The sequence below is a fragment of the Duganella sp. AC917 genome, assembly GCF_979258245.1.
Map to the genome: position 1 here is coordinate 1,555,378 of NZ_OZ409848.1, position 15,664 is coordinate 1,571,041.

General features: G+C 60.2%; 15 protein-coding genes. 7 read left to right on the forward strand and 8 right to left on the reverse strand.

From position 1 onward, the window contains the following. Positions 1–137: 137 nt before the first annotated feature. From ACZ0BA_RS06925 to tssK, 8 genes are all read right to left on the reverse strand, one after another. On the reverse strand, positions 138–383 hold the full coding sequence (locus ACZ0BA_RS06925) for a hypothetical protein (protein ID WP_463450588.1): 246 nt from the start codon (positions 381–383) through the stop codon (positions 138–140). Continuing rightward, entirely contained in the window at positions 383–526 is a 144-nt protein-coding gene (locus ACZ0BA_RS06930; protein ID WP_463450589.1) for a hypothetical protein, read from the reverse strand. The genes ACZ0BA_RS06925 and ACZ0BA_RS06930 overlap by 1 nt, the downstream gene beginning before the upstream one ends. Before the next feature lie 138 nt (positions 527–664). After that, on the reverse strand, positions 665–1,516 hold the full coding sequence (locus tag ACZ0BA_RS06935; protein ID WP_463450590.1) for a hypothetical protein: 852 nt from the start codon (positions 1,514–1,516) through the stop codon (positions 665–667). A 39-nt stretch (positions 1,517–1,555) separates the two neighbouring features. Further along, complete coding sequence (locus ACZ0BA_RS06940; RefSeq protein ID WP_463450591.1) at positions 1,556–2,335, reverse strand: hypothetical protein; 780 nt, start codon at positions 2,333–2,335, stop codon at positions 1,556–1,558. A gap of 110 nt (positions 2,336–2,445) precedes the next feature. Beyond that, positions 2,446–3,477 carry a DUF2515 family protein gene (locus ACZ0BA_RS06945; protein WP_463450592.1) on the reverse strand — a complete coding sequence of 344 codons (1,032 nt, stop codon included), beginning with the start codon at positions 3,475–3,477 and terminating at the stop codon, positions 2,446–2,448. 45 nt (positions 3,478–3,522) lie between these two features. Next, positions 3,523–6,378 (reverse strand): type VI secretion system Vgr family protein, encoded by a 2,856-nt coding sequence (locus ACZ0BA_RS06950; protein ID WP_463450593.1) that lies wholly within the window; start codon positions 6,376–6,378, stop codon positions 3,523–3,525. After that, a complete protein-coding gene (gene icmH / locus ACZ0BA_RS06955; protein ID WP_463450594.1) occupies positions 6,378–7,160 on the reverse strand; it encodes a type IVB secretion system protein IcmH/DotU in 783 nt (260 codons plus the stop codon). Before icmH ends, ACZ0BA_RS06950 begins: the two co-directional genes overlap by 1 nt. A gap of 10 nt (positions 7,161–7,170) precedes the next feature. Further along, entirely contained in the window at positions 7,171–8,517 is a 1,347-nt protein-coding gene (gene tssK / locus ACZ0BA_RS06960) for a type VI secretion system baseplate subunit TssK (RefSeq protein ID WP_463450595.1), read from the reverse strand. A 271-nt stretch (positions 8,518–8,788) separates the two neighbouring features. Between tssK and ACZ0BA_RS06965 the strand changes: the two genes are divergently transcribed. From ACZ0BA_RS06965 to tssG, 7 genes are all read left to right on the forward strand, one after another. Further along, complete coding sequence (locus ACZ0BA_RS06965) at positions 8,789–9,373, forward strand: hypothetical protein (RefSeq protein ID WP_463450596.1); 585 nt, start codon at positions 8,789–8,791, stop codon at positions 9,371–9,373. 106 nt (positions 9,374–9,479) lie between these two features. Then, the gene (gene tssB / locus ACZ0BA_RS06970) at positions 9,480–9,989 is read left to right on the forward strand and encodes a type VI secretion system contractile sheath small subunit (protein WP_463450597.1); all 510 of its coding nucleotides are present in this window, start codon (positions 9,480–9,482) and stop codon (positions 9,987–9,989) included. A gap of 3 nt (positions 9,990–9,992) precedes the next feature. Further along, positions 9,993–11,477, forward strand: a complete 1,485-nt coding sequence (gene tssC, locus ACZ0BA_RS06975; RefSeq protein WP_463450598.1) for a type VI secretion system contractile sheath large subunit — start codon at positions 9,993–9,995, stop codon at positions 11,475–11,477. Positions 11,478–11,520: 43 nt separating this feature from the next. Next, positions 11,521–12,012: an Hcp family type VI secretion system effector gene (locus ACZ0BA_RS06980; RefSeq protein ID WP_463450599.1), complete on the forward strand. Its 492-nt coding sequence runs from the start codon at positions 11,521–11,523 to the stop codon at positions 12,010–12,012. 248 nt (positions 12,013–12,260) lie between these two features. Continuing rightward, complete coding sequence (gene tssE / locus ACZ0BA_RS06985) at positions 12,261–12,752, forward strand: type VI secretion system baseplate subunit TssE (protein ID WP_463450600.1); 492 nt, start codon at positions 12,261–12,263, stop codon at positions 12,750–12,752. Position 12,753: 1 nt separating this feature from the next. Further along, entirely contained in the window at positions 12,754–14,598 is a 1,845-nt protein-coding gene (gene tssF, locus ACZ0BA_RS06990; protein ID WP_463450601.1) for a type VI secretion system baseplate subunit TssF, read from the forward strand. Beyond that, positions 14,562–15,644 carry a type VI secretion system baseplate subunit TssG gene (tssG, locus tag ACZ0BA_RS06995; RefSeq protein ID WP_463450602.1) on the forward strand — a complete coding sequence of 361 codons (1,083 nt, stop codon included), beginning with the start codon at positions 14,562–14,564 and terminating at the stop codon, positions 15,642–15,644. The genes tssF and tssG overlap by 37 nt, the downstream gene beginning before the upstream one ends. The last annotated feature ends 20 nt before the right edge of the window (positions 15,645–15,664 follow it).

The following is a 15,664-nucleotide window of genomic DNA, read 5'->3' on the forward strand; positions in this document are numbered from 1 at the left end:
TTTCCAAAGTCGCGCCGGGTCCCAGCTCCTGATGGTTACCGCGTTGGCCTGGATGCGGCGCAGCGCGTTGAATTCGTCGCTGTCGGTAGCGCGCACGCCATGGAAACGCACCTCGGCGCCGCCCAACGTTTCCGGCGCTACGGCCTTGCTGTCGAAGAAGACGAGTCGGCCAGCACAAGATCGGTCGAGGTGCTGAGCGCGTCGATGTCGACGCGGAACAGCTCGTTGAGGGCCTCGCGCCCCGTGAGGCGCTCGGGCATCAGCGACTCGGGCAAGGTGGAGTCTTGCGCGCTAGCCAGCGCGATCAGGCGAGCGTGCTGGCTCAGGCCGGTTCCGAACAGCCCGTCCACCAAGGACGAGCCCGGCAGGTCGGGCAGGCTCATCACGGCAAGGTGATGGTCAGGTTGGCTTGCTTGGGCGCGAGCTTGACCACGTCGTTGTACGCGGCCATGCTGGTTTCGCTGCCATGGCCCAGCGTGCTGCGCAGGCCGAACGCAGAAAAGGCTGGCCGAGGGTCGAGAATCAAATAGGGGATCCTTGTAGTCATTGGGTAGTATTCAGGAAGTGATGGCGGCAAGTCCAATTTTAGGCCGCGTTCGTCGGCAAAGTTAGATAGATAAATTCCACCAATACCAAGCTCAATTAATGGCCATAGAAATTTTCCTTATCTGCTGATCACATGATCTCCGCGCTTTATAGCGTTTGCTTCGAGGATTTTTATCATCTCGCGACTTGACTCAGTAGATTTTTTCTGTCTTTCCGTGCTGCCCCAACCCTTCTCGTCACCTTCTTTAAGACTAAGCTGGGTTCGTTGCTCATCTTTTCGCTTTTTGAGAGCAAAATCATCGAACTCCATAAAGAACTTATATGTAGTGCCACGGCTGTCTTCGCTGTAGGCTATTCTGAACGTGGCAAGAACGCCATCGCCTATCCATTGGTATCTCTGCTCTTCTCGCATCATCCGGATCCACTCATCTTTGGTTAGCGTATATCCCGGATCCAATGGGCAACCGGCTATTTGTCCAAGATTTCCCTCGGTGTTCAGCAATGCCGAGCGCCCGGTTACCGCAGGGCAAAGTTCTTCAACATAACGGCGCCATTTCTTGCTATTCATCTCTACGATAACTCTTTCCGCAAATCGCTTTCCCTCTTCGTGCGTCTTATAAGGTTTGCTGGAAAACTGTAAAGTTGCGTTCTCTACGGCCAGATTATTTTGATTATTTTTATCCGCATGCATGGTGAACGCGAATAAAGGGGCTAAACTAATTTCATATCCCGGTTGTTCATAGCGTGCAGTAATGTCTGCCGGAATATCGTTAATGCTATAGGTAATAAAGCCTTGGATGTCTCGCGTGCTGTATTTCGACACACCGGATTTTCTTGCGACTTCAAGGAGATTCTTGTTCAGTTCAAATCTAATTTCACGCACGTCTTCATATCGAACCAAAAGAAAAAATAATAACGCGATCGCTATCAACCCGACGACCGCATGAAAGGTCTTGATAATATTGCTCACGGGCCCAGTCGGTTGCGATTTTAAAGAGTTCTGGATTCATCATTTCGGTATGGGAGGATCAATATAATTTGTATCAACTCTTACGCCTTGCTTGACTAAGTCGGACTCAAGTTTTTCTCTGCGAACTGCAATGTTCTTGATTTCCGCCGGTAGTAAATCCCGCCATTTATCTCTATGGTCAGGGTCCACAAAAGCCATAAAATATTCAAGGTCAGATTTAATCTCATAATTGATTAAATAGGCGGCGGGTTTGTCTAAGTCAAGTTTGCTCGGGTCTCGGTAGAAATTTACCCGCAAGAAAATGTGATTCGCATAAAATTCCCATGATGTTAGATTTTCGATCCTCATCCATTCATCGAGCGTAGGCGCGTAATCTGCATCCAAAGTTGTGCGCCGCTGTGATTTCAGCAAGTAATCAAGCATTAATTTTCCTCTCAGTCGAGGTGCACTAAAAGGAATCGTGCTCTTCCACCCGCGGGTTTTTAGCTGACTAAGCACATTAAGAAAATAATCCCGAGCCTCTTGGTGAGATATGCCATTTGAGCCTGTAATGCCGGAAATGATGCTTAGTTCCGACATTCCAAAATTTCGTAACTCAGCATCTTCCGTGCCGGTAAAACCAAGTACATCGGCAATTTCGATACTATTTATGCCGTGATCAAGTTTAATTTTGCCTTTATCAGGTGGGTTCCACGCAATTTTTGAGAAAGAAAGTCCAGCTGGCTGCTCAGTAACGGTAACCAATGCCGGATACTTTTCTTTAAAATCGCTAGCTGTCTGGCCTACGCTAACCTCGACAAAATTTATAGTTTTTTCCATTTTATTATTGCTGCTCACTCTATTGCAACCAAAAATTAACATTGCCGAGGATGAAATAAACGACATTTTAAGAAGTTTTCGTCTCTTACGGCTGTGTGGGATATTCATAGTCATTGAGAAAAGTTTCTCAGCTGTTTCATTTTTTCTTTTATTTTCTCTACATTAGTCGGCGTATCAGGCATGTCTTTCCATCCGGCCATAACTTGCAACTCTTGCTCCATAAATGGACGTTTTCGCTGCATAAGGTTGTGAAACTGTTTTGCAGCGGTCATGATCCATTTCATGCGACTCTCGAGATTTTCCAGTTCAGTCCCTGGAGGCGCTACCGACTTCAGTTCGGTAGCTTCGTTAGTGCAAGCGTGTGTGAACACCAGCTCAATTGACGGGGTAGCCCAGTTGACATACCAACCCCGCTGGAACTTCACACGCGCTGCAAAGGCTTCATCTTCATAAATCAGAGGTTGCAGGATTACACCCTGTTCGTGATTAGCGATATCAATCAAATGAGCAAGTTGAATGTCAGGTCGCTCATTACGCGGTGCGGTTTCGAATTCGTCGACTTTTTTGAAGCCGGCAATAATTTCTTTTGATACCGCGAAATTATTGATAATCGGCAACGCCTCAGCTTGCCAAGGTAATCGTTTCAGTTGATCTTTGACCGGCCCTACATATTTACTGGCATTTCGTTCCTTGATGCATTTATCAAACGAACTTCCGTACATGTTCCGGTACCAATGCCATCCACTGATGTCGCAAAAGAGCCAGAAGTTACCCTTTCCTAGTCCTTCCCAGACAGTCTTGTCAGCATAAGTCATTGTCGACACTTGCCACGCATCGAATGTACATGCCACAGTCTTACTGGCGAAAGCGCCTAGAGCCATCCAGTAGTATCGACCTTTTCTATCGGGATTGCCACCGTCTTCTAACTCGAGATAAAAACGAGCGTACGTCCCGGCTATCCGCCGAGCGCGCACAGAATAGTCTCTGACGAGCTTACCCTTATGCTCTCCGGTATGGGTGCACAGTCTTACTGTACTGAACTGCTGCGCGAGCGACCACATTGTGTCGCAATTGCAGTTGACATCAACGCATGATTTTGGTGTGGTATTTGTTTGCGCGGTAACTGTCGTGGGATCACTCATTTGCAGGTCCTAATTCATATTCTTGCGTTGCCGAAATTGTCGTCATTATGTTTCCGGCTCCACGGTGAACCATCGCAAGGCAAATTTCAGTTTGTCGCTAGCTACAGTGGAAATCCGATCACTTTGGCCTTCCTCTGCGGTTTTTGCAATGTGCTTGCCGTCTTGACTTTCGATGGTGTACGCCACTGCGTGCATCGGTACGCCATTTGGATCACGCACGACGAAAGCCTCGTCGAATAACTTTACCCTTGTATCCGGTAGTTTTGTTAGTTCTGCTGGGTGCTTTGCACCCTCGTCGAACATGTGCTGCCCGCCCTTGACCGTGAAGTTGCCTGGACAGGCGAAGGTGATATTTCCACCATCCAGTGTCACCGACGATTGCCCGGCTTGCAGCACGATCTTCTGGTTGGCCTTCACTTCGATGACGTCGTTGACCGACACGATCGTGATCGCCTTGTCGGCTAGAATCTCCAATTGATCCGTATGCGCCTGCAGCGACACCGGCCCGTTGGCCGCGATCGCTTGAATGCCGCCGGCGTGCGTGAACAACCCCGTCGCGTTGGCCGACACCGACGCCACCGTGAACCCGGCCGCCATGTGCATATCGGACTGCGTGGTCCACTGCAACTGCCCGCCGGCGAACAGCACCGTCGACGCCGGCGTGGCCCAGTTGATACTGGCCGGGGCCTCCATCAGCACCACCGGCTGGCCGAATTTCTCCACCGGCGCGGCGCTGTCGAGATCGCGCGCGCCTGCCGTGGCCTTGAGCGGATCATGCCCGCCGACGGCTCCATCAAATTTACCTTTTTGCTTCGGATCGATCTGCGTGATGAAGTCGATCTGCGCCTGGTTGGCGTCCTTGCTGACGAGCGCGTTTTGCTGCGCGGCGGCGTCGGCCAGGTTCTTGCTCAGTTCGGAGGCGGCGCGCAGCAGGCCGGTGGCCTCCGCGCTGTCGAGCTGGGTCGAGGTGACGCCGGCGCCTTGTTGCGCGCGCGCGGTGGCCGAGATCAGCATGCCTTCGCCCGAGCGCAGCACGCCCCAGGCGTCGGTGCGCAGCTCGAACCCTTGGCCGCGATAGTTGCCGCGCTGCGCCGAGCCTGGCGTCTGCTGCACCAGGTAACCCAGGTTCAGCTGCGTGGCGGCGCTCGACGTGGCCAGGCGCGTGCGCAGCTGGCCGGGCGTGTCGTCGACCACCCACTGGTTGTAGCCGCCGCCGTCGAAGTTATTGCTGTGCATGCCGGAGATGACGCCGGCGTGGTTGATGTCGGTATCGGCGCCGGCCGAGAAGGGCGGGGTGTCGGCGCCGGTGTAAAGCTGCGCGACCACCAGCGGACGGTCCATGTCGCCTTCGATGAAGTCGACCAGCACTTCGGTGCCGATGCGCGGCGTGAACTGCGAGCCCCAGTTGGGACCGGCCAGCGCCTCGGCCACGCGCACCCAGGTGCCGGAGCCATCGTTGCCGGGGGCGTTGCCCTTGTCGTCGGTGTTGTGCGGCAGGCCGCCTGCGTTGGCGCCGGCGCCGCGTTGCCAGGCGAACTGGATGCGCACCTGATGCTCGCGCGTGGTGGTGTTGATAGCGTCGGGCAGGCCGACCACCAGCGCCGTTTGCGGTCCCAGCGCGGCGCCGTTGAAGCGCTCGGCGCTGGCACGGGGGACGATGGCGACGGTGTCGCGCACGCAGGCGAAGCGGTTGCGGTAGGTTCCCGCTTCCAGTTGCGCGCCGGCGAACTTGGCCAAGGTGGCGAGGCCGGCCTTGGCCGCGCCGATCAGCTTGCCCAGGCCGCCCAACGCCGGTTCGACGTTGTTGCGTCCCTCGTGTTCCACCCACAGCGCCGTGAACTTGTTGGCGCCGTCGGCATAGTGCTCGTGCTGGGTCAGCTGGAAGCCGTGGCCGGCCGCGAGGCGGCGCACCGAACCCTGGCCTTCGAACAGTTTGTTGTCGAGCTCGAGCGCTTGCAGCATCAGCTGGCTGTGCGGATCGGCGGCGGCGCTGTCGGCGTGGCGCCGCTCGGCGCTGCCGTCGTAGATCGATAGCGCCGGCAGTTCGCCGATGTCGAGGCTGGTGGTTTGCTCGGCGGCCGGGGCCACCAGTTGCGTCGGGTCCCAGCTGCTGATGGTCACAGCGTTGGCCTGGATGCGGCGCAGCGCGTTGAATTCGTCGATGGCGTCGTCGCTGTCGGTGGCGCGCACGCCGTGGAAACGCAATGCGCTGCCGCCCACGGTCTCTGGCGCGACGGCTTTGCTGTCGAAGAACACGACCTTGTGCTTGGCCTGCTGTTGGCCGCCTTCCGGTTCGGCGCTGCCTTCTTCGGCGTCTTGGTCGTGCTCGAAGCGCCAGCTCAGGCCTTCGGAGGCCAGCACCCGTTGCAGGAATTCGAGGTCGCTTTCGCGGTATTGGGTCCAGATCGGCCGCGCCACCAGGGTTTGCGTGACGTCGAACTCGAACCTCACCTGCTTGTAATCGGCCAGCAGTTCGGTGATCAGGTCTTGGGCGTTCTTGTCCTGGAAGATGTAGCTGTCGCGGCGCAGGCCGAGCAGGGCCAGGCCCGGTTCGAGCCGTAGCCGGTAGCGCGCCAGGCCGCCGTCGGCGCCAAGCCAGGCGGCGTCGGTGCAGATGCCGTGCCAGGCGCGGCGCGTGCCGTCGGCCTGCAGCAGCTTGAGCGTGATTTCCTCGCCGATGAATTCGGCCAGTTCGAGGTTGGTCGAGGTGCTGAGCGCGTCGATGTCGAAGCGGAACAGCTCGTTGACGGCCTCGCGTCCCGTGAAGCGCTCGGGCATCAGCGACTCCGGCAAGGTGGAGTCCTGCGCGCTGGCCAAGGTGATCAGGCGCGCGTGCTGGCTCAGGCCGGTTCCGAACAGCCCGTCCACCAAGGACGAGCCCGGCAGGTCGGGCAGGCTCATCACGGCAAGGTGATGGTCAGGTTGGCTTGCTTGGGCGCGAGCTTGACCACGTCGTTGTAGGCGGCCATACTGGTTTCGGTGCTATGGCCGAGCATGCTGCGCAGGCCGATGTAGCCAAGCGCGCCGATCAGCGCGAACACCGAGCAAAGCACCCACAGCGGGACGTCGTTGCGCAGCTTGTGGATGATCTGGTCGGGCCGCTCGGCGTGCGGCGCGAAGCCCGATTTCTTTCCCTTCATGTGGGCGATCTCGTCGCCCAGGCGCGCCGTCAGGTAGGCCAGCTTTTCCGAGCCTTCGATGATGTAGCGGCCCTGGAAGCCCAGCAGCAGGCACATGTGGAACACTTCGAGCGCTTGCAGGTGGGCGCTGCCGCGCGCGCGCAGGCTTTCCAGGCGGTTGAAGAAGTTCTCGCCGGCCAGCTGGTCGCCGAACAGCACCAGTTGCAGCGGGCGGCGCTCCCAGGCGTCGCGGATGCCGAATGGCGAGCGCAGGATGATCTCGTCGGTGGCCGCGCAGAAGGCGTACTTGGCGTTGTCGATGTCGTCGGCCGAGGCGCCTTGCTTCTTGGCGCCACGGCTGAAGTCGTCGAGGAATTGCGTCATCTTGGCGATGAAGTCGGCGTTCGCTTGCGGCCCGTTGCCATTCTTGAGCATGAACAGCGCGTAGAAGCCGTCGTACATCAGGTCCATCAGCGTGTGTTCTGTGCCAGGGCCGGCCGCGATGGCGGGCGAAAAGGCCGGCTGGCCGCCGGGGATCAGGGAAGGTGGGGCGCTAGTAGTCATGGATTTGTCTTCAGGAAGTAACGGCGACCAGGTCCAGTTTCAGGTCGCGCATGCCGGACGGAACGTAGATCGAGATCGATTGCGCTTGCAGCATGCGCTCGTACATCTGACCTTTGGCTTCGAGGGCGAAATAATAGGTGTCGGGCCGCACCGGCACGGCCGCCGGCACTTGCGGCGCGTGCGTCAGGCGCACGCCGGGCATGGCCGAGAGGACGAATTTCTCGACGTCGTCCGGCGCGCCGATCTTGAAGCGCAGCGGCACCACGTCAACCATCTCGACGCCGGACAAATCGGCCGACACACCCAGATAGAAGGTGGTCTGGGCGTCGATCTTGCCCGAGTCGAGCATGCCGTGGTGGTACGACGGCTTGACCTCGTTGAGCGCGATGGCGAAGTATTTCGACGAGATGACGGTGTCGAGCAGCTCGCGGATGATGCCGTGCAGGCGGGCGAAGCCGGGACCGGGGTCGAGGTGGTCGTACTGCGGCAGGTCGCTCAGCGAAATACCCTTGGAGAACGTCATCAGCGCACCGGACAGACCCAGCAGTTGCTCGTAGAGCCGCTCCGGGTGCAGGGTCGGGTGGTGGAAGTAGTGGCTCAGCGAGGCGTAGGCCGAGCTGGCCGTGTGCAGCAGCCAGAACGACGACATGTCGCCGGAGCGGAATTCGATCACATGCTTGCTCGGCTCGCGGTGGTGGCCGTACAACGCGTTGACTTTCGCCTGCAGCGCATCGAGCAGGCGGCGCAGTTGCAGGAACAGCAGCGGCGCGCTGCGGATCGACAGGCTCGGCGGGATAAACGACGGGTCTTGCTCGAAGCCGCCGGTCGACAGCCGGCGCAGGCGCAGCAGCGGCAGGCTGACATACGAGTCGCGCGGCTCCGATTCGGACACAAGGCGCAGCGTTTTCTTCAGGTACGTCAGTTGCGCGTGCGCGGCCTGAGTGTACAGGTCGGGCGTGTCGAGGTTGTTCTGGGCGTAGCGGGCGGCGTTGCTGGGCTGGCCCTCCGGGGCGAAGTTGCCGCCGAAATGCTTGAACGCGGGCAGGGCGGCGTAAAACGTCAGCGCCTGCTGCGATTGCGGGATGTTGCTCAGGTCGATCTCGGCCGGCAGCTCGTCGGCGCCGGGCGCGTGGTAAATCTCGCCGTCCTGGAACACCAGCGACAGATCGAGCAGGCGCAGAGTGTTGTTATGCAGAGCGTCGCGATCCAGTTGCAGCTGGCTCACGCCCCAGGCATACGGGTGCAGGGCCTTGACGCTGTCATGCAGCCGCTGCTCGTGGTAGCGGTCTTGCTGCTGAAAATGCTGCGGGCGCAGGAACAGTCCTTCACCCCATAAAAGTTTTCCCGTGATGCTCATCGAATGCCTTATCGCCTCATGCCTGTGGACCGGATAAATTAGTGCCCATTCACAACTGCCAGAACAATAACATTTTCTGGAGCACTGTGAGTGTTTCTTCTGCGTAACGTGCTAAGCTTTATAATCTTGCATTGCGGTAACGCCGTTCTGTTGAGATCGTATTGTACGAGGTAAATAATTAAATTTATGATATTCTGCCGAAAAATGAGAATTTGGCAACAGTTTATAGCAACTGTTCCGGCGATTAACACATTGACTTTTTGAGGAACACATGAGTACATCCATCCACCTTCGCCGCCTGTTGGGCGGTGCCGCCTGCATCCTGGCCCTGAGCGCCTGTACCACCGCGCCGGTGGTCAAAGTGCCCGAAGCGGTGCCGACCATTGCCGAAGTCATGGGCAAGGCCGCCGCCGCCGACAGCGCCGGCCAGAAGGAAGCCGCAGTCGCGCTGTGGAAGCAGGCCGCCGCCGCTTACCCGGCCGACAAAGACCCGTGGACCCGCATGGCGCAGACCAAGTATGAGGCCGGCCAATACGGCGAGGCCATCGTCAACGCCCAGGAAATCCTGGTGCGCGACCCCAACGACCAGCTGGCCAACAGCATCATCGCCATCAGCGGCCTGCGGTTGTCGACCCGCGCGCTGGCCGACTTGAGCCGTCAGAACAATCTGTCCGGTTCGCTGCGCACCGAGTCGCAAGACCTGGCCAAGCTGCTGCGCGAAAGCCTCGGCGAGCAGGTGCTGGTGCCGCCGGCCAAGGTCGTCACGCCGCCGCCGCGCAACACGGCAACGACTAAAAAGGGCGGCAAGCAGCCGGCCCGCGAACAGAAGGCCGACCCCTTTGATGCTCTTAAGTAAAGTGGGTTAAAATTAGCATTTTAGTAATTTAGTAATTCAGTAATTCAGTAATTCCACCCGGTGGCGTCGCCGCGACGCCGCTGTTTATTTTTGAAATGGGGATGTCATGTCGAAAAAAGAGAGTGTTCAGAAGCGCCTGCAGAAGGTGCGTCCGCCACGGGTCCAGATGACCTATGACGTCGAGATTGGCGACGGCATCGAAAATAAAGAGCTGCCGTTCGTGATGGGCGTGGTGGGCGATTTCGGCGGCAACTCCGAAGTCGAAAAGAAGCGCTTGAAAGAGCGCAAGTTCGTCAACATCGACAGCGACAACTTCGACGAGGTGCTCAAGGGCGTCGAGCCGCGCGCCAATTTCCGCGTGGCCAACGAGCTGGGCGAGGGCGGCGGCGAGTTCGCCGTCGACCTGAAGTTCAAGTCGATGGACGATTTCCGTCCCGAGGCAGTGGTGGAACAAGTCGAGCCGCTGCGCAAGCTGCTCGAGGCGCGCACCAAGCTGGCCGACCTGCGCAACAAGCTGGCCGGCAACGACAAGCTCGAAGACATCCTCAACGACGTCCTGCACAGCACCGAGAAGCTGGCCGAACTGGGCCAGCAAACCACCGCCAAGAAAGATTGAGCCATGTCAGTCCAAACTTCCCCATCGTCGGCCGGCGCGGCCACCACCGAGCTGGCCCTGCTCGACCAGATCGTTGAGCAAAGCAAGGTCGCCAAGTCCAGCGTCGAGCACGCCCGCGCCAAGGACATCATTTCCGAGCTGGTCAGCCAAGTCATGGACGGCACCGTCGTGGTGTCGGACAACCTGGCCGCCACCATCGACGCCCGCGTGGCCGAGCTTGACAGCCTGATCTCCCGACAGCTCAGCGCCATCATGCACGCGCCGGAATTCCAGAAGCTCGAATCGAGCTGGACCGGCCTGAACTATCTGGTGCGCAATTCCTCGACCGGCCAGAACCTCAAGATCAAGATGCTCAACGCGACCAAGAAGGAATTGGTCAAAGATTTCCAGAGCGCGCTCGAGTTCGACCAGTCGACCATGTTCAAGAAGGTCTACGAGGAAGAGTTCGGCACGTTCGGCGGTGCGCCGTTCGGCTCGCTGATCGGCGACTTCGAAATCACCCGCCAGCCGGAAGACATGTACTTCATCGAGCAGATGTCGCACGTGGCCGCCGCCTCGCACGCGCCGTTCATCTCGGCCGCCTCGCCGGAACTGTTCGGCCTGGAGACCTACAGCGACCTGGGCAAGCCGCGCGACCTGTCGAAGGTGTTCGACACCGTCGAATACGCCAAGTGGAAATCGTTCCGCGAGTCCGAGGATTCGCGCTATGTCGGCCTGACCTTGCCACGCTTCCTGGGCCGCCAGCCGTTCAACCCGGCCGACGGCACCACCGTCGAGGGCTTCAACTTCGTCGAGGACGTCGACGGCACCGACCATCAGAAATATCTGTGGTGTAACGCCGCCTACGCTTTCGGCACCAAGCTGACCAACGCGTTCGAGGACTACGGCTGGTGCGCCGCCATCCGCGGCGTCGAAGGGGGCGGCCTGGTCGAAGACCTGCCGACCCACACCTTCAAGACCGACGAAGGCGAAGTGGCGCTCAAGTGCCCGACCGAGATCGCCATCACCGACCGCCGCGAGAAAGAGTTGAGCGACCTCGGCTTCATCTCGCTGGTGCATTGCAAGAACACCGACTACGCCGCCTTCTTCGGCGCGCAGTCGACGCAGAAGGCCAAGAAGTACAACACCGACGCGGCCAACGCCAACGCCGTGTTGTCGGCCCAGCTGCAATACATTTTCGCCGTCTCGCGCATCGCCCACTACATGAAGGCGATGATGCGCGACAAGATCGGCAGCTTCGCCGCCGCCTCCAACGTCGAGGACTTCCTCAACCGTTGGTTGACCCAATACGTGCTACTCGACGACAACGCCAGCCAGGAACAGAAAGCCCAGTTCCCGCTGCGCGAAGCGTCGGTGCAAGTATCCGAAGTGCCGGGACGTCCGGGCGTGTACCGCGCCGTGTCGTTCCTGCGTCCGCACTTCCAGCTCGACGAGCTGTCCGTTTCACTCCGTCTGGTCGCGGAGCTGCCTCAATCGACCAAGTCTTAAGTTCTTAACTGTAGTTTTTTAATCCAAAACCGAAAGGAATACCATGGCAATCGACGTATATCTGCAAATCGACGGCATCAAAGGCGAATCCGCCGACAGCACCCACAAAGATTGGATCGAGTGCAAGTCGGTCCATTGGGAAGTGCTGCAACCAAAGTCGGCGACCGCATCGTCGGCCGGCGGCCACACCGCAGAGCGCACCGAGCACAAGGACATCGTGATCGCCAAGCTGGCCGACCTGGCCACGCCGCTGCTGCTGCAGACGTGCTCGTCGGGTAAAACCATTCCGAAGGCGAAGTTCGAGTTCCTGCGCGCTGACGGCCAGGGCGAGCGCATCAAGTACTTCGAAATCGAACTGGAAAACGTCCTGATCAGCAGCGTCGCACCGCAAGTGCAGCCGGGCGACATCCTGTCCGAGAACGTGTCGATCAAGTACTCGAAAGTCAAGTGGAAGTACACCCAGCAGAAGATCGGCGGCGGTTCGGGCGGCAACACCTCGGGTGGTTGGGATCTGTCGGCCAACAAGACGGCCTAAGCACACGCGGTGGACTTCGCGGCGGCGTCGGGGCGCCGCGAAGTTGACGCCGGCGACCGGGACGACGCGCGTGCGCCATGACGCTCGCCGCGCTCCGTTCGCCATCGCGCCAGGTTCCCTTGCGGCGGCTTATGCCGCCGCGAACGGGTAGGGGGCCGGCGCGAAGCTGGATTATTGTGGCAACCGCCGCCGCCCGACGCGGCGGCGGCCGCCATCATTGGGTTTTCACATCTTTATTCAGGATACACATGAAGGGTTTTTCGCCGGGACTGTTCGACCGCCTGATGGACACGCCTGTCCACGGCGCCACCAGCGCCACCGTGTCCAGGCTGACGATCGAGGACTTGAAGGACACCGTCGCCCGCGACCTCGAAGCGCTGCTCAACACGCGCACCGTCATCAGTGAAGAGCTGATCAAAAAATTCCCCGAATGCGGCCGCTCGGTCCTGACCTACGGCCTCAACGATTTTGCCGGCCTCAGCCTGTCGAGCGCCGACGACCGCGCGTATATCTGCACCTGCCTGGAAAAAGCCATCGCCCGTCACGAGCCGCGCCTGCGCAACGTGCGCGCCTCGCTCGAGATCCAGGAAGGCACGATCAACCGCCTCACTTTCGCCATCACCGCGTTGCTGGTGGTGCATGCGGCGCAAGAGCCGGTCAACTTCGACGCCGTCCTGCAGCCGTCGAGCCTGCATTACACCATTAGCAAGGCGCGCCGTCTGGCGTCGCCGGGAGTCTGACTTGGAAGAACTGTTACCGTACTACGAACGGGAGCTGGGATTTCTGCGCCGCTATTCGCGTGAATTCTCCGAGCGCTATCCTAAAATCGCCGGCCGCCTGTTGATGGGCGGCGAGGTCTGCGAAGACCCGCACATCGAACGCATGATCCAGTCGTTCGCGCTGCTCAACTCGCGCATCTCCAAGCGGCTCGACGACGACTACCCCGAATTCACCGAGGCGCTGTTCGAGGTGCTGTATCCGCACTACCTGCGGCCGTTCCCGTCGTGCTCGATCGCGCGCATGGACTACAGCGCCGCCGCCGCGCAGCTGACCACGGCCACCGAGATCGCCCGTGGCACCGAGCTCGACACGCGTCCCGTGAAGGGCGTCGCGTGCACTTTCCGCACCACCTATCCGGTGACGGTGGCGCCGATCGCGCTGTCGCACGCGGCGTTTGCCGCCATTATCGATGCGCCCGAGGCGGTGATGTTGCCGCCGAACGTCACCTCCGGCGTCAGCATCACCATCGAAACCACGGCCGCGCAGGTTGTTCTGTCGCAGCTGGGCATCAAAATGCTGCGCGTGTTCATCGACGGCGAACCGTCGTTCTGCGCCGCGCTGCGCGACGCGCTGTTCCTGCGCACCGTCAAGGCCTGGGTCGAGCCCGACCAAAACGGCCGCTGGACGCCGCTGGCGGCGGTGCCGGTGTGGCCGGCCGGTTTCGACGAGGACGAATCGCTGATCCCGTTCTCGGCCCGCTCGCATCCGGCCTACCGGCTGCTGACCGAGTATTTCTGTTTCCCGGAAAAATTCAATTTCATCGACATCGACCTGTCGGCCATCGGCGTGTCGCTGCCGGCCGGCTGCAAGCGCTTTACGCTGCACCTGGGCATGAGCGGCCTGCGCACCGACTCGAACACCGCGCGCATGCTCGGCACGATGTCGACCAACAACCTGCTGCTGGGCTGCACGCCGGTCGTGAACCTGTTCCGCCAGCGCGGCGAGCCGATCCGCGTGACCCATACCACCGCCAGCTATCCGGTGCTGGCCGACGCCCGCCGCGCCTACGCGTTCGAGGTGCAATCGATCGACTCGGTCAAGCTGGTGCGGCAGACTCCGCAAGGCGAATCGGTCATCGAGTTCCGGCCGTTTTATTCGCTGCGCCATGGCGAAACGCCGGAAAAGAACGGCCACTACTGGGTGATGCGCCGCGACGAGGTCATCGCCCGCAAGAGCCCCGGCTACGAAACGGAAATTGCGATCGTCGACATCGACTTCGATCCGGCCGCCATCGAGACCGACACCTTGAGCCTGGAGCTGACCTGCACCAACCGCGACCTGCCGGCGTCACTCACTTACGGCATGCGCGGCGGCGACCTGTTCCTCGAGGGCGGATCGAGCGTGCGCAGCATCACTTTCCTGCGCCGGCCGACCGACTCCCACCGGTTCGAGCGTGGCCGTGGCGCCCACTGGCGCCTGATCTCGCACCTGTCGCTCAACCATCTGTCGCTGGCCGGCAGCGGCGTCGACGCCTTCCAGGAAATGCTGACGCTGTACGACCTGCCGCGCTCGCCGACGTCGCAGCGCCAGATCCGCGGCATCCACGCGATCGACAGCAAGGCCGCCAACCACTGGCTGCCGGGCAATCCGTTCGCCTGTCTGGTGCGCGGCACCGAGGTCAGCATCACCATCGACGAGGAAGCCTTCGTCGGTAGCGGCATCCACGCCTTCACCCATATCATCGAACGCTTCCTCGGCCTGTATGTGCACGCCAACAGCTTCACTCAACTTGTGGTCGTATCCAGGAAATCAGGGGAGGAGCTGTTGCGATGCACACCACGAAGCGGCGATTTGAACCTAGTGTAATCGAGCGCCTGTTCGAGCAGCCGTACCGCTTCCAGTTCTTCCAGGCGGTGCGGATGCTCGAGCTATGGCTCAAGCGCAACGGCCTGCCGCACGACCAGGCGGTGGCCAGCTTCCTGCGCTTCCAGAATTCGTTGTCGCTGAACTTTCCGGCCAGCCAGCTCGAGGCGATGCAGCCCGAGCCGCGCGAGATCGGCCGCGACAGCGTCGCGCTGGGCGAGGCGCTGCGCAATGGCGAGCTCAAATATATCCGTATCACGCCGGCCTTCATGGGCTTTCTCGGCACGGCAGGCTCCTTGCCTGCGCACTACACCGAGCGGGTGGCCGCCCACGCGCTGTACGAGAAGGACGAAGGCCCGCGCGCTTTCCTGGATACGTTTTCCAATCGGGCGCTGGCGCTGTTTTATGAATCGTGGCGCAAGTACCGGCTGGAACTGAAGTATGAGATCGACGGCAAGGACCGCTTCCTGCCGCTGTTGCTGTCGCTGGCCGGCGTCGGCAACGAGTCGCTCAAGCACCGCCTATCCGATGGCGGCGAAGGCGTGCTCGACGAATCGATCGGCTATTTCGCCGCCGCCATGCGGCATCGGCCGGCGTCGTCGGTGTCGATTGGCCACGTGCTGAGCGAGTACTTCGGCCAGCGCGTGGCGGTGACGCAATTCATCGGTGCCTGGTACGACGTGCCGCCCGGCCAGCAGAGCGCGCTGGGCGGCGCCAACGCCCAGCTGGGCACCAGCGCACTGGTCGGCCAGCGGGTCTGGCAGCGCGACCTGCGCATGCTGCTGACGGTCGGCCCGCTGCCGCGCGCCAGTTTCGACGCCTTCCTGCCCGGCGGCAAGGCCGCCAAGGCACTGGAAAAGATGCTGACCATGCTCACCGGCATGTCCCTCGAATACGAGGTGCAACTGGTGCTGCGCGCTGCCGATGTCGAGGGAGTGACCCTGAGCGACGAGCGCGCCGGCGGCCGCCTGGGCTGGGACAGTTTCCTCATCACCGCCGGCGAGCCGCAAGACCGCGCCGATGTGCGCTATGAAATCCACACGCTGTAATGAATTCCGCCAACCGAACC